Annotated in this window: 9 protein-coding genes and 1 rRNA gene; 1 reads left to right on the top strand and 9 read right to left on the bottom strand. The window is 59.5% G+C overall.

Annotated features, from left to right (window positions below; all coding sequences use genetic code 11):
• Window positions 1–17 precede the first annotated feature (17 nt).
• The 8 genes from CSQ92_RS22020 to puuE all read right to left on the bottom strand — a co-directional run bounded on the left by CSQ92_RS22020 (window position 18) and on the right by puuE (window position 13563).
• Window positions 18–1703, bottom strand: a complete 1686-nt coding sequence (locus CSQ92_RS22020) for a bifunctional metallophosphatase/5'-nucleotidase (RefSeq protein ID WP_257219316.1) — start codon at window positions 1701–1703, stop codon at window positions 18–20.
• A gap of 158 nt (window positions 1704–1861) precedes the next feature.
• Window positions 1862–4186, bottom strand: a complete 2325-nt coding sequence (locus CSQ92_RS22025) for a TonB-dependent receptor (protein WP_230522256.1) — start codon at window positions 4184–4186, stop codon at window positions 1862–1864.
• 567 nt (window positions 4187–4753) lie between these two features.
• A complete protein-coding gene (locus CSQ92_RS22030) occupies window positions 4754–6241 on the bottom strand; it encodes an adenosine deaminase family protein (protein ID WP_099395374.1) in 1488 nt (495 codons plus the stop codon).
• A gap of 43 nt (window positions 6242–6284) precedes the next feature.
• Window positions 6285–7601 (bottom strand): guanine deaminase, encoded by a 1317-nt coding sequence (gene guaD / locus CSQ92_RS22035; RefSeq protein ID WP_099395375.1) that lies wholly within the window; start codon window positions 7599–7601, stop codon window positions 6285–6287.
• 9 nt (window positions 7602–7610) lie between these two features.
• Window positions 7611–8678 (bottom strand): xanthine dehydrogenase accessory protein XdhC, encoded by a 1068-nt coding sequence (gene xdhC, locus CSQ92_RS22040; protein ID WP_099395376.1) that lies wholly within the window; start codon window positions 8676–8678, stop codon window positions 7611–7613.
• A 9-nt stretch (window positions 8679–8687) separates the two neighbouring features.
• On the bottom strand, window positions 8688–11033 hold the full coding sequence (gene xdhB, locus CSQ92_RS22045; RefSeq protein WP_099395377.1) for a xanthine dehydrogenase molybdopterin binding subunit: 2346 nt from the start codon (window positions 11031–11033) through the stop codon (window positions 8688–8690).
• A 10-nt stretch (window positions 11034–11043) separates the two neighbouring features.
• Window positions 11044–12510, bottom strand: a complete 1467-nt coding sequence (gene xdhA / locus CSQ92_RS22050; RefSeq protein ID WP_099395378.1) for a xanthine dehydrogenase small subunit — start codon at window positions 12508–12510, stop codon at window positions 11044–11046.
• 99 nt (window positions 12511–12609) lie between these two features.
• The gene (puuE, locus tag CSQ92_RS22055) at window positions 12610–13563 is read right to left on the bottom strand and encodes an allantoinase PuuE (protein ID WP_099395379.1); all 954 of its coding nucleotides are present in this window, start codon (window positions 13561–13563) and stop codon (window positions 12610–12612) included.
• A 121-nt stretch (window positions 13564–13684) separates the two neighbouring features.
• Here puuE and uraH point away from each other — a divergent pair, with 121 nt between their 5' ends.
• Window positions 13685–14038: a hydroxyisourate hydrolase gene (gene uraH / locus CSQ92_RS22060; RefSeq protein ID WP_070280841.1), complete on the top strand. Its 354-nt coding sequence runs from the start codon at window positions 13685–13687 to the stop codon at window positions 14036–14038.
• A 220-nt stretch (window positions 14039–14258) separates the two neighbouring features.
• On the opposite strand, the gene rrf is transcribed toward uraH, so the two are convergent.
• Window positions 14259–14371, bottom strand: a 5S ribosomal RNA gene (rrf, locus tag CSQ92_RS22065).
• Window positions 14372–14375: the final 4 nt, after the last annotated feature.

Here is a 14375-nt window from a genome sequence, read left to right on the forward strand (position 1 = left end):
GTTTTTCCTTGTAAAGATTATTGGACGCGCACGATGCGGCCGGCCGCCGTGGCGCTGCCAGCCGGTTTGCCGACGCGCGCGCGGTCGATCAGGTAATTGCTGAAGGCGTCGATGTCGCGCACGCCCGTGTCGAGCCGGCGCGTGCCGGCCGCCAGCACGGTGAAACGGTCGCCGCCGCCGGCCAGGAAACTGTTGGCGGCGACACGGTATTGTTGATTGTCATCAATGGCGACGCCATTGAGCATGATGCTGCCCGGCAGCACGCGCTGGCCCGGCGGCCGCGTGCTGTCCCAGCGGTAACTAAAACCTTCGGACACTTGCAACAGGTTGCCCTCGCCTGCCTCTTCGCCCGGCCATTGCTGCTCGAGCAAGATACGGATTTGCGCGCCGGAAAGACTCACGACGATCAGGGTATTGCCGAACGGTACCACGGCCTGGTTCTGGCCCACGTTCGTCATCAGGTCGGCGCCCGCTTCCAGGTCCTTGCGGATGCCGCCATTGTTCATCAGGCCAATTTGCGCACCGGCAGCGCGCGCGCCGAACAGGGTGCTGTCGGCCACCAGGTCGCCCAGCGGGGAAGCGCCGCCGCCCTTGGTGCTGCGGCCCACGTTCGGCACGGCGATACTGGCCACGGGACGCGACAATTCGGCCGCACTGCGCTGCTTGACCGATTCCAGGTAGGCTGCCACGGCCGGGTCCGGCTCATACATGCCTGGCAGCATGACGACGTTTTGCGCGCTGGCATCGATCACCGCATTCTTGACGGGATCGACCTTGAGCTTGATGCGCGTCAACATGTGTCCGCCCATCTGCGCCTGCGTCACCAGGCGGCCATCGACACGGCACAGATAACCCTGGTGCGAATGGCCGCTGATGATCAGCCCGATGGCCGGGTCGAGGCGTTTCACCACGTCGACCACTTCGCCCTTCAGATGGCTGCAGTCGGGCTGGTCGACGGCTTCCTTGGTCTCGCCGCCCTGGTGCAGCAGCACGACGAACACGCCCACGCCTTGCGCCCGCAGTTGCGGCAAGGTGGCGTTGATGGCGTCCGCTTCATCGCCAAACTGCAGGCCGGCAATGCCGGCGGCCGTCACCACGGACGGCGTATCCTTCAGCACGGCGCCGATCAGGCCCACCTTGACGCCATGCGCCTCTTCGATGCGGTAGGCGGGCAGCAGGGACTTGCCCGTCTGCGTGTCGATGACATTGGCCGCCATATAAGTGTAGCTGGCGCCCTTGAAGTCGGGCGTGAATTTGCACGCCTTGTCGGCGCGCGATGATTCACAGCCGCCGCGCTGCTGGCGCAGCAATTCCGCCTTGCCCTGGTCAAATTCATGGTTGCCGACGGAACTGGCCTTCATGCCCAGCATGTTCATGGCGACGATGCTCGGTTCGTCCGCCCACAGCGCCGACATGGCGGGACTGGCACCGACCAGGTCGCCATTGCCGACAAAGATCAGCTGGGCATCTTCGCGCCGCCACGCCGTCAATGCGCCGGACAAGGTATCGATGCCGCCGGCCTGCACCGTCTTGCGCTCGGCATCGGCGACGCTCGTGTAGGTAAATTTGCTGCGGTCGAGATTGCCGTGAAAATCGTTCAGGGCGACCAGGTTGATATCGACGGGCGCCACGGGATGGGTGGCGCAACCGGTCATGGCGGCGGCGATGGCCACCGCGATCAGGGATAAGGGCAGTGTTTTCATAGGCTTCGCAGCATAGCGCAACGGCCGGGGTACGGCATTGCGCAAACGGGTTAAACAAGGTCCGGCTGCACAACGCCGCCAGAAAAGAAAAACGGGCCCTGAGGCCCGTTGCAACACATCGCGCGCAGCCTGGCCTGCAGGCTGCGCGTCAGCGTCGATTAGATATCGATCGACAGGGTGACCGATACGAAGCGTGGTGCGCCCAGGTAGTAACGCTGGGTATCAACCGACGTCGTCACGCCAGCGATAGGCTGGGTGTTCTTGACGGTGGTCGAGGACGGATTGCGGTACTGCTTGTCCGTGATGTTGCTCAGGTTAAATGTCAGCTTGGGACGCTTGATGTAACCGAAGTTGGCAAAGGTGTAGCCGCCATCGATACCGAAGGTGGTGTAGCCTGGTGCCGTTTCATCATTGACCATCGATGCTTGCTGCTGGCCGGTGGCGCGCGCTTTCACGCGGGTCCAGAACGAACCATTCTGGTACTCGATCGACAGGCCGGCTTTCTTCTTCGGCGTGTTGATCATTTCCTTGCCAGCAGTCGGCAGGTACACATTCGTCGCGGACAGCATGTCGTCCTTGATTTTGCTGTTATTGAAACCCAGCGAACCGTACATTGCCCAGCCATTGATCGGCGTATTGCCGATTTCAAATTCCAGACCCTTGTTGCTGACGCGGCCCACGTTGGTGTAGCTGCTCGACTGCGTGATTGGATCGAAGGTGGTTGCCTGGCGATCCTTGAAGTCGACGAAGAACGCCGTCACCGAAGCGATGAACTTGTCATCCTGGTGGCGATAGCCGATATCGGTATTCCACGACGATTCTTGTTTCACATCACCAACAAAGTTGGCAACGCCATTGACCACTTTCACGCTGGTGCCGATGTTGCCGAACACGAAGTTAGGTGGTGCTTTGACGTTCTTGGCGACCGAAATGAACAATTGATCGTCGTTGGTGATGCGGTAACGGGCACCCAGTTGCGGCAGCAGGGTGTTGTATTTCTTGATCAGGTTGTACGGCTTGACGTTGTTGTTTTCGTCGCCGTAGTTGGTGAAGTCACGCTTCACGTTCGGGCTACGTACGCCGATATTGATCTTCAGCTTGTCATCGTTCAGGCTGATCGTGTCTTGCAGGAAGAACTGATAAGCGGTCGAAATCGACATCCAGTTACGGCTTTGCGCTGGCGTGCCATCCGGACGCAGGATCTGGCCGTTTTGCAGCCAAGGATCTTGCGAGATACCATCATTGCTCAATGCCAGCATCGGGCCCGTTTGCTGATGGCGAGCGCGCTCGTACCAGAAGCCACCGAGCACATCATGGTTACCGGACGACCAGTTCAGCGACGCGGTCACGCCTGGACGGAAGGTCTTGGTGACGCTGGCGTTAGCGACCAGGACGGTGTCGAGGGTGTCGCCGTCGCCGTTCAAGTCCACGGTGCCATTACGCATGCCAGTGGCTGCGTCATAGAAAGCTTTTTCCGACTGGGCGCGCTGTTGCACACCACCGTTACCATAGCCGTACCAGATGTATGGCAGTACTTTCAGGTCCAGGTTCTCGTTCAGGCGGAACTTGGCCGTTGCCGAGGCGATGGCATTCTTGAACGGGTTGATGCCCAGCTTGTAGAAGGCTGGGGACTGCGTGGTTTCCACTTGGGCAGTGCCTTTGACCGGCTTCAGATGGCCTTTGAAGGTATCGGCATAGTCGAAGTTATAACCGTTCTTGTTGATTTCAGCCAAGGTCAGGTTATTGATGTTGTTGTTCATCGCCTCGTTGTACAGCAAGGTGGCGTGAATATAGTTGAAACGATCCCAGTCGTAGTTGATGCCGGCATCGATATGGTCGCGCTTGGCGCCGCCCTTGCCTTTCCATTTGTCGGCTTCAGCATGCGAAGCGGACACGAACATCTTGGTGCGTTTGTCCGAGAACAGGCCGGTGTCGACGCGCACGAAGGTTTTCTTCATGTTCAGTTGACCGATGGTCTGCATCATGCGCAGGCGGTGCTTGTCTTCAGGATTGCAGGTGTTGATACCGAAGTTGCCGCCGGTGGCGCCCACTTGTGGCGAATCGGCATCGGTCGAACCCTGGGTCACGGTTTGCGAGCAGGTATTTTCCTGGTCAACATATTCTTGTGGGTAGATGGCAAAACTACCGGAGTCATTCACCGGCACGCCGTTGATCGTGGCGCCGATCTGGTCGGAGTTAAAGCCGCGCAGTGTCAGGCCGCCGCCGAACAGGCCAGTTGCATCGTAGTTGTAGCTATTAACAGCTGGCAACATTTCCAGGGCTTCGTACGCATTGCCCGTTGGACGTTGCTTTTCCAGTTCTTCTGCCGTAATCGTGCTGCGTGCCTTTGGGGCATCTTCCGTCACCATCAGGCCCATACCGGTTTTTTTCGCGGTAATGACCACTTTTGCGGCTTCGCCGTCGGTTTGCGCATGCGCAGTGGAGATGCCGAAGCAAGCCAATTGGCATGCCACTGCGATCATACTTAGTCGCAATTTTGGTTGTTGAATGAACTGCATTTGAACCCCCTAGAGTGTGTTGTAACTTACAAGATTTTGACTTGCTTATATTGTGGTGAAACACGGAAACTATCCAACTAGACACGGCAGTATAAAGATCGAATATTTCAAATCCGTTACACGGATATGACCGCAATGTGACAGGAGCCGCTAGACATCCTGAATTGTCACAAAAGCGATATCAAAAATGACTTATTCAATTCTTCGCCGTCCAACTATGCATTAAGGTCTGTAGGCTGACAAATACGTTTTTTTTTAGTAATTTATATATAAAAAATATAAATCACCGCTGGAAGCCGCATTTTTTGTATCAACCGAGCAAGCTCACCTCATCGGGGCGAAATTATAGATGAGCGGCAAGACTTGGAAATTGTTTCAGAAAATAATTGCAAGAAAGCACTACTAGCGCATCATTTTTTGTCGTAAAGGCACAACAAAAAGGATAAAAGGAGGGTTTTGTAACTATGAAGAACAGGAGGTTACGCGACCGCTAGTCGCGGTCGCGTGGCAAGGAAGAGAGGTGAAATACTTTTACGGTTTTACAACAGTTGCTTTGCGATCACTATTTGCGATCAAGGCTTCGAAACGGGTGAAACGGGCATCGAGCGCTTTCAGCAAACGTTGCTTGTCCGCTTCCGCCAAGAAGGAATAGCGCAGGCTGTTGTAGGACAGCTTTTTGATTTCCGCATAATCCGTCTTGTACTGGCTGGCAAACAGCACATATTCATTCGACAAGGTATTGCGCGAGACGCCTGCGTCATCGGTAGAAATCACGAATGGCACGCCATACTTGCGGTACAGGGTGATCGGATGCGCCTGGCCCTTGATACCGAGAATGTAATCGTTGCTGGTCAGGTTCACTTCCACGGGAATGTTACGCTCGCGCATTTTCTGCATGGTTGCCAGCGCATTGTTTTCGTACGCGATATCCATGCCGTGACCGATACGGTCGGCGCCTGCCACATCGACGGCTTCGGCGATATGGAACGTCATGCCTTCCGGCGGCACCATGCCCAGCGCCAGCTCGCCGGCGTGCAGTGCGATCTTGACGTTTGGATACTTAGCCTTGAGGAACTTGAACATTTCCATGTGCAGGCTGTAATCGCGCATCGACACGTTCACGCTTTCCTGGCCCACGATGTTCACGCCCACCAACAGCGGATTCAGGCTCGCTGCCTTGAACGCGGCCACCATGGACGAGAACACTTGCGATGGCGACAGGAAACGCAGCACATACGCCTGGTAGCGCATGGTGAAGTTCGCATCGTCGATGCCGGCGCTGCTGGCGTTGACGTTGTCGTTGTAGGCAGTGATGCTTTTCTGGAAGCTGGCATCCTGCTCCAGGCTGCCTGTCCAGTTGGCCAGCACGGCTTGCAATGCTGCCGGCTGCAAGCCCGGCGCCAGCACCTGCTGGTCGAACTGCGCGTTCTGCACGAATGGCGACAGTTCGAAAATCGTCTCGATGTAGCTGAGGTTTTCCGCGATGGCGCGCTGCTTCAGGGTTTTCAAGCCGTCAGCCGTGTTGCTCGACGCCACGGGACCGAAGTAGCCGAAGGTGTCAAAAAAAGTGCGGTCCGGCGGCGTCTGCATGGCGCCGTGATTATAGAAATCCTTGGTCGACCAGCGCTGCAGCAATTCCGCATACAGGCCCGCATCGGCAAACACTTCCGTGGATGACAGGCATCCACGCTGCGCGGCCGGCTTGGCGCGCTCGGCTGCCACGACGTCCTTGTTGCTTTCGATGCGGTACGTCGTCTTGTTGACGCAATAGTTTTCCTTGTCGACCCAGTCGAGGAATTGCTCGGCGTAAATGGCGCCCGAATAATGGTGATGCAGATCACCGCCCTTGGGCATCATGGAAAAGAACAGGCTCAACTCGGCTGTCTTCGGCTGCGCACCGGCAACCAGGGCAGCAAAATGGCGCGCGGTGGCCGCTTCGTTGGAAGAAGGGGTGGCCTGCGCCGTTCCGGTCAATGCCAGCGCGGCGCCAAGCGCCAGGCCAGTGAGTTTCTTGTGCATTCGCGTTCTCGCTCAGGATAATTCGTGTTGAACAACGGGTAGGTCAGCCCTGCCCCCGCACATGCACGCATTGCCCGCCTGAATAGGTGGCGGCCACGGCGCGGTCGTCGCCCAGCAGCGCAAAGGCAAACAGCAATTCCTCCAGGCTTTGACAGCCGGCCGTGCGGCGCTCGAGCAACGGCGTCGATTGCTTGTCGAGCACGATGAAGTCCGCTTCCGTGCCTGCCGTAAAATTGCCGAGGGTGCCTTCCAGCTGCATGGCGCGCGCGGCGCCCAAGGTCGCCAGGTAAAACATGCGCAAGGCGGGCAGATAGCTGCCTTTCAAGCGTGCTACTTTATAGGCTTCGTTCATGGTTTGCAACATCGAGAACGAGGTGCCGCCGCCCACATCGGTCGCCAGCGACAGCAGCACTTTCGCCGCATCGGCCCGCTCGAAATCGAACAGGCCGCTACCAAGGAACAGGTTTGACGTAGGACAAATGGCGGCCGCCGACGACGTTTCCGCCATGCGCGCGCGGTCGCGCTCGTCGAGCCAGATGCAGTGCCCGAACATGGCGCGCGGACGCAGCATGCCGTACTGATCATACACATCGAGGTAGCTGCGCGCCTGCGGATGCAGTTCGCGCACCCAGCGGCATTCATCCTCGTTTTCCGATACGTGGGTCTGCAAATACGTATCCGGATAGGCGCGCGCCAGCTCGCCCGCCAGGTGCATCTGCTCATTCGTGGACGTCGGCACGAAACGGGGCGTGATCGCATACAGCGAGCGGCCGTGCTTGTGCCAGCGCCGGATCAGCTCTTCGCTTTCGCGTGCGCCGGACTCGGCCGTGTCGCGCAGGAACTCGGGGCAATTGCGGTCCATCATGACCTTGCCCGCCACCATGCGCAAGCCGCGCGCCTCGCTGGCGCCAAAGAAGGCATCGACCGATTGCGGATGCACGCTGCCATACACCATGGCTGTGGTGGTGCCGCAGCGCAGCAGTTCATCGAGGAAAAACTCGGCCACGTTGCGCGCATGCTCGGGATTCTCAAACGCCCGCTCGGTAGGGAAGGTGTACGTCTCCAGCCATGGCAGCAAACCCGGGGCAGGCGAGGCGATCATTTCCGTCTGCGGAAAATGCAGATGCGTGTCGATAAAGCCGGGCACGATCAGCTTGCCGCGGTAATCGACGATCTCGGTACCTGGCGGCAAAGTCGGTTGCAGCGATGCATAATCGCCAGCGGCCACGACCTTGCCGTCGGCCACGATCAGCAAGCCGTCCGCATGCCAGGCGTGCGCCTCCTCGGTGAAAGCGGGATCGGCGTGAAAGTGCAGCAAGCTGGCACGGTAAGCTTGCAATGTGGCAGGAACTATCGGCATGACTTCTTTCTATAACGGGTGAATGGCGGCGCGTTTCTCGCGTCGCGGTGGCGCACTGGCAGTAGCCAGCCGCAGCGGTGCGGCCAGGGCGGCCGCGGCCGCTTCCTCCCACACCATGAGTAGTTGACAGGCAACGGAAGCGGCGATCACGGCCGGCGCCTTGTTGCGGATGCCGGGCATGCCGATCGGACAGACCATGGCGGCAATGCGCTCATCCGGTACGCCGCGCGCCTGCAGTCGGTGCTCGAATTGCTTGCGTTTCGTGTGCGAACCGATCAAGCCGAACCAGCCCGCATCCTTGCGCTCCATGATGGCTTGCGTCAAGCGTTGATCGAGCGCATGGCTGTGCGTCATGACGAGAAAACTGCCGCCGGGCGGCGCCATGGCAACGAATTCCTCGGGCGTGTCGGTGGCGGCGATGCGCACATTATCCGGCATTTGCTCTGGAAACATGTCTTCGCGCTCATCGACCCAGGTGATATTGCAGGGCAAGTGGGCCAGTGCGCACACGATGGCGGCGCCCACGTGACCGGCGCCAAACAAGGTCAGGTGCGCGCGCGGCGCCAGGCAGGAGTCGACCAGCCAGCGACGCCCCTTGCCATCCTGAGCGACATGGGTACTGCGTTCGCGCGCGAACGTATTGGGTGCCTGGCTTGGTGCGCCGGCAATCAGTTTACCGGCGGCATCGAACAGGGCCGACGCGGCATCGCCGTCAAGCGCCGTGACTTTCCAGCTGTCATGCTGGCGCCGTTCGCGCAAGGCGGCCAGCAATTCGTTCAAGCTGGCATCGACATACTCGAACGCCAGGTGGACGACGCCACCGCAGCATTGTCCCAGGCTGGGGCCGAGCGCAAAACGCTCGAGCCGCGCATGGGTATCTGCCGTGGCCAGCATGGTCTTGGCAATTTCCACGGCGCGCAATTCCAGGTGGCCGCCACCGATGGTGTCCGCCTGGCCTTCAAGGGTGACGCGCATCTTCGCGCCCGCCTCGCGCGGCCCCGAGCCTTCCACCAGGGCGACCGTCACCAGCACGGATGCCTGCGTGTCATTCTCGATTGCTGTCAGCCAGTCGCTCATTCTCTGCTCCTAGGCGCCGGCATGCGCCGCTTGCACGGCCATGACCGCCTTGAGGATTTCCTCGCTGGTAGCGGGGGCATTCAGCGGTGGCTGCACGGCGTGCTGGCCCACGCTGGAAATGGCGTCGCGGATGGCAAAGAAGACGGAGAACGGCAGCAGCAACGGCGGTTCGCCCACGGCTTTGGAACGGTGGATGCTGTCTTCCACGTTGCGATTCTGGAACAGCTTGACGCGAAAATCTTCGGGGCAATCGGAAATGCCGGGAATCTTGTATGTCGATGGCGCGTGCGTCATCAGCTTGCCCGCCGCGTTCCACCACAGCTGCTCCGTCGTCAGCCAACCCATGCCCTGGATAAATGCGCCTTCCACCTGACCCAGATCAATCGCGGGATTCAATGACTGGCCAGCATCGTACAAGGCGTCCGCACGCAGCAGCTTCCATTCCCCCGTCAAGGTATCGACCACCACTTCAGCCACAGCCGCGCCATACGCATAGTAGGAAAACGGATGGCCCTTCATCGTCTTCGCATCCCACGACAGGCCAGGCGTGGCATAAAAGCCGTCCGACCACAATTGCACCCGGGCCAGATAAGCCTTCTGCACCAGCTCGGCAAACGCGACGACATGGCCATGCACGTGGATATGGTTATTGAAGAAGCGCACTGCAGCAACGTCGCCGCCGTACAGTTTGACCGCGTAATCGGCCAGGCGTTCACGGATCTGCCGCGCCGCATCCTGCGCCGCCTTGCCATTCAGGTCGGCGCCGGTGGACGCTGCCGTGGCCGACGTGTTCGCCACCTTGCTGGTATCGGTGGCCGTGGCCCGTACGCGCTCCAGGTCCAGCCCCAGCTCGTGCGCCACCACTTGCATCACCTTGGTATTGATACCCTGCCCCATTTCCGTGCCGCCATGGTTGACCAGTACGGAGCCATCCACATACACGTGGACCAAGGCACCGGCCTGGTTCAGATGCGTGACGTTGAAGGCGATGCCAAATTTCAGCGGCGTGAATGCCAGGCCCTTCTTCAGGATCGGGCTGGCCTCATTGAAGGCGTCGATGGCGCGGCGGCGCGCGCGGTAGTCACTGCTCTCCTCTAGCTCAGCGACAAGCTCGTGGATGACGTTGTCGACGATAGTCTGCCCATACGGCGTGACATTGCGCCCCTCGGCATCGTTGCGCCCATAGAAATTGAGCAGGCGGATATCGAGCGCATCGCGTTGCAAATGGCGGGCGATTTCATCGATCACGTACTCGATGGCAATGGCGCCCTGCGGCCCGCCAAAGCCCCGGAAAGCCGTATTCGACTGGGTATTCGTCTTGCCGCAGGCGGCGCGGATATCCACGTCGGACAGGTAATATGTGTTGTCGAAGTGACAGACGGCGCGCGTGGCGACGGGGCCGGACAAGTCCGCCGAGTAACCGGCGCGCGTGGTCATGTCGACCTTGGCGGCAAGTATCCTGCCCTCATCGTCGTAGCCCACTTCGTATTCATAGTAGAAACAGTGGCGCTTGCCCGTCACCAGCATGTCGTCGTCGCGGTCGGCGCGCAGTTTCACGGGGCGCTTCAGTTTGGCCGCCGCAATCGATGCGGCCGCCGCCCACAGGGCCGACTGCGATTCCTTGCCGCCAAAACCGCCGCCCATGCGCCGGCATTCGACGGTGATGTTGTGCGAATGCACGCCCAGCGCATGCGCCACCACGTGCTGCATCTCGCTCGGATGCTGGGTCGAACACAGCACCAGCATGCCTTGCGCTTCCTTCGGGATGGCGTAGGAAATTTGTCCTTCCAGATAAAACTGTTCCTGGCCACCTACATACAGCTGGCCCTTGACCACATGCGGCGCCTTCTCGAACGCCGCCTGATAATCGCCACGCGTCAGCTGCATCGGCGGCAGCACGTACGATTGTGCGGCCTTGGCCGCTTGCGGCGTCATGATCGCGGGCAATTCCTCGTACGATACCTGCGCCAGGTGGGCAGCGCGGCGCGCATGGTCGTGCGTATCGGCCACTACGATGAAGATGGGCTGGCCCACGTATTGCACCAGTTCCGCAGCCAGGATGGGATCGTCATGGATGATAGGGCCGCAGTCATTGGTGCCGGGAATGTCCTGCGCCGTGTAGACGGCGACGACACCGTTCGCATTGCGCACGGCCGACAAATCCATGGCCGTGATGCGCGCGTGCGGCTTTTGCGACAGGCCCAGCGCCGCGTGCAAGGTGCCTTGCAACTCGGCGATATCGTCCGTGTATGTGGCTTGCCCCAGCACATGCAATTGCGCCGATTCATGTGGACTGGGCTTGCCCACGGCGGCCCAGGCGGCCGCTTGCAGTTCGGGCGTGGCAGGATGGTTCATGCTGGTCCTTTCAGGCGCGGCAAGCGTAGGCGTTGACGGCAGTGCGCAACAGCGGCGCACCGGGGCGTGTTTCCAGCCAGAAGCGGCGCAACAGGTTTTGCGCCGTCGTCATGCGGTAGGTATCCGATGCGCGCATGTCCGACAGGGGCGCGTAATCGTCGGCCAGCAAACGCATGGCGATGACCAGATTGTCTTCCGTCCATGCTTGTCCGCGCAAAAACGCTTCCGTTTGCGCGGCGCGCTGCGGCGTGGCCGCCATGCCGCCAAAGGCGATGCGCGCATCGATGATGCGCTCGCCGTCGAGCTGGAAGGCAAATGCGGCACATACGGCCGAGATATCCTGGTCGAAGCGCTTGGCCAGTTTATACGTGCGGAATTGCACCTCGGCACGCGGCAAGGGCACGCGCACGGCTTCGACGAACTCGCCGGGCTGCAGATCTTTCTTTTGGTAACCCAGATAAAAATTTTCCAGCGGCATGATCCGCTGGCCGCCTGGGCCGCGCAGCACGATCTCGCTGCCCAGCGCAATCAGCCACGGCATCGAGTCGCCGATGGGCGAGCCATTGGCCACATTGCCGCCCAAAGTGCCTGCGTTGCGGATCGGCAAGGAAGCAAAGCGTTGCCATAGTTCCGACAATTCCTCCGGGTAATGCTGGCACAGCGCCGCATAGGCATCGTTGAGGCTGGCGCCGGCGCCGATGTGCAACTTGCCATCGTCCACGGCGATGGTTTTCAGCACAGCGACGTTGCCCAAATAAATGATGTCGCCCAGGTCGCGCAATTGCTTGGTCACCCACAAGCCCACGTCGGTGGAACCGGCCAGCAAGCAGGCTTGCGGCTTTGCCGCGCGCAGTGCCACCAGTTCATCGATGCTGCGCGGCGCGTGAAATTGCTGGCCGCCATGTTCATACGTAGTCAGGCTGCTGCGCTGCAACGCCTGCAATTGCTGCGCCACGGCATCGCGGTCGAACGTGACGCGCGGCAATTCGCCCATGCGTCTGGCTGCATCGATGATGGGCCGGTAGCCCGTGCAGCGGCACAGATTGCCCGACAGGGTATCGTCGATTTCGCCGCGCGTGGGTGTCTCGCCGTTTTTTTTCAGATACATGCCCCACAAGGACATGACAAAACCGGGCGTGCAAAAACCGCACTGGGAACCGTGACACTCGACCATCGCCTGCTGCACCGGGTGCAGGGCGCCGTCGGGCTGTTGCAAGTCTTCCACGGAAAACAGGGCCTTGCCATCGAGGGTAGGAGTGAGCTGGATGCAGGCGTTGACGGCTTTCATCTCGATTTGCCCATCCACCAGGCTGCCGATGACGACGGTGCAAGCGCCGCAATCGCCTTCGGCGCAGCCTTCCTTGGTGCCCGTGCAATGCAAATCCTCGCGCAGGTGCTGCAACACAGTCTGCGTAGGGGCGGCGTTGCGTACTTCCTGTACGGCACCACGGTAGTAAAAGCGGATCGGTTCTGACATGCTGGCCTCGGTATAGTCCCAGTATAGGAGATTAACACCGGCATATGGGACAACTATATGCAAAGACTGATTTTACTTATCATCCAATATCAATACCTATCAAACGCTACAGGGATGCGTCGCGTGCCAGTGTTCGGCAATATCGATGCGGCGCGTGATCCACACATGCTCATGGCCTTGCACATAATCGAGAAAGCGCGCCAGGGCGGCTGCGCGGCCAGGCCGTCCTACCAGGCGGCAATGCAAGCCCACGGACAGCATCTTCGGCTGATTCAAGCCGTTCGGATCGCCTTCCGCGTACAGCACATCGAAGGCATCCTTCAAGTAATCAAAAAACTGCGTGCCCGAATTAAAGCCCTGCATGGCGGCAAAGCGCATGTCGTTCGTGTCCAGTGTATAAGGCACGATCAGCTGTGGCTGCACGGCAGGCATGCCGGAGGCATCCGTGTACGCTACCTTGTCCCAGAATGGCAGATCATCGCCGTAATAATCGGCGTCGTAGCGGAAACCGCCATGCTCGACCACCAGTTTGCGCGTATTCGGAGAATCGCGCCCCGTGTACCAGCCTTGCGGGGCGGAACCCGTCAATTCGCGGATGATCTGCACGGCTTCGCGCATGTGTTCGCGTTCCGTTGCCTCGTCCATGTTTTGATAGGAAATCCAGCGCAAGCCATGACAGGCAATTTCATGGCCCAGTTCCTGGAAAGCCGCCACCGCCTCCGGATTGCGCTTCAAGGCCATCGAGACGCCGAATACGGTCAGCGGCAGGCGCCGCTCCTCGAACATGCGCAACAAGCGCCACAACCCGGCGCGCGAGCCATATTCATAAATCGACTCCATGCTGAGGTGGCGCGCAGGAAAAGCGGCCGCCCCGATCATTTCCGACAAAAACGTTTCCGAGGCGGGATCGCCATGCAGCACGCTGTTTTCCGCCCCTTCCTCGTAATTGAGGACGAATTGCAGCGCGATGCGGGCCTTGCCCGGCCATTGCGGATGGGGTGGCGTGCGGCCATAGCCGATCAAGTCGCGTGGATAATGTTCGTAATTGTTCATGCGGAGGCGCGCCTATAGGAGGACAATGTTGGCTATATGCCCAATCATATAGCCCGGCGCAGTCACCGGTATATGATTTGCACGATAAGCACATTCACTCACCCTATATACAGGATAGCAAATGGGAAAACTCAGCACGCATGTACTCGATATCGCCCACGGCAGGCCGGGAGCCGGCGTCAAGGTGGCCCTGTTTTCAGTTGCGCCGGAAGGCAAAGTGTTATTGAAGATGGATATGACGAACAGTGACGGCCGTTGCAGTTTACCCTTGCTGGAAGGCGACAGCATGAAGGCGGGCCAGTATGAACTGGTCTTCAATGCAGGAGACTATTTCGCCGCCCAAGGCGTGGAACTGCCCTCCCCCCGCTTCATCGACCTGGTCACCCTGTCCTTCGGCATTGCGCATACAGACGAGAACTACCACGTGCCGCTGGTGGTATCGCCGTGGTCATATTCGACTTATCGCGGGAGTTAAGCGATATTAAGTAAAAAAGGCAGCGCGCAGCGCTGCTTTTTTTTCGCCTGCTGAACCGCGCCACCGGGGTCAGACCCTCCACACCGCCAACGCCAGATTCGACGCCAACGCGCGAGGGGGTCTGACCCCAGCCTTCGTTTGGGATTCGCCATCACAAACCGCCAGACGAAAAAAAACCCCACCATTACTGGCGGGGTTTTTCTCTTACTGCGAATAACAAGCCTGACGATAACCTACTTTCACACTGGTTGCAGCACTATCATCGGCGCAAAGTTGTTTCACGGTCCTGTTCGGGATGGGAAGGGGTGGGACCAACTTGCTATGGTCATCAGGCATA

Origin of the sequence: Janthinobacterium sp. BJB446 (genome assembly GCF_002735655.1) — a bacterium.
Classification (GTDB): Bacteria; Pseudomonadota; Gammaproteobacteria; order Burkholderiales; family Burkholderiaceae_D; genus Janthinobacterium; species Janthinobacterium lividum.

Excerpts from the sequence above, each read along its gene's own strand:
- CSQ92_RS22020 (WP_257219316.1), bottom strand. The coding sequence starts at position 1,703 with ATGAAAACACTGCCCTTATCCCTGATCGCGGTGGCCATCGCCGCCGCC.
- CSQ92_RS22025 (WP_230522256.1), bottom strand. The coding sequence starts at position 4,186 with ATGATCGCAGTGGCATGCCAATTGGCTTGCTTCGGCATCTCCACTGCG.
- CSQ92_RS22030 (WP_099395374.1), bottom strand. The coding sequence starts at position 6,241 with ATGCACAAGAAACTCACTGGCCTGGCGCTTGGCGCCGCGCTGGCATTG.
- guaD (WP_099395375.1), bottom strand. The coding sequence starts at position 7,601 with ATGCCGATAGTTCCTGCCACATTGCAAGCTTACCGTGCCAGCTTGCTG.
- xdhC (WP_099395376.1), bottom strand. The coding sequence starts at position 8,678 with ATGAGCGACTGGCTGACAGCAATCGAGAATGACACGCAGGCATCCGTG.
- xdhB (WP_099395377.1), bottom strand. The coding sequence starts at position 11,033 with ATGAACCATCCTGCCACGCCCGAACTGCAAGCGGCCGCCTGGGCCGCC.
- xdhA (WP_099395378.1), bottom strand. The coding sequence starts at position 12,510 with ATGTCAGAACCGATCCGCTTTTACTACCGTGGTGCCGTACAGGAAGTA.
- puuE (WP_099395379.1), bottom strand. The coding sequence starts at position 13,563 with ATGAACAATTACGAACATTATCCACGCGACTTGATCGGCTATGGCCGC.
- uraH (WP_070280841.1), top strand. The coding sequence starts at position 13,685 with ATGGGAAAACTCAGCACGCATGTACTCGATATCGCCCACGGCAGGCCG.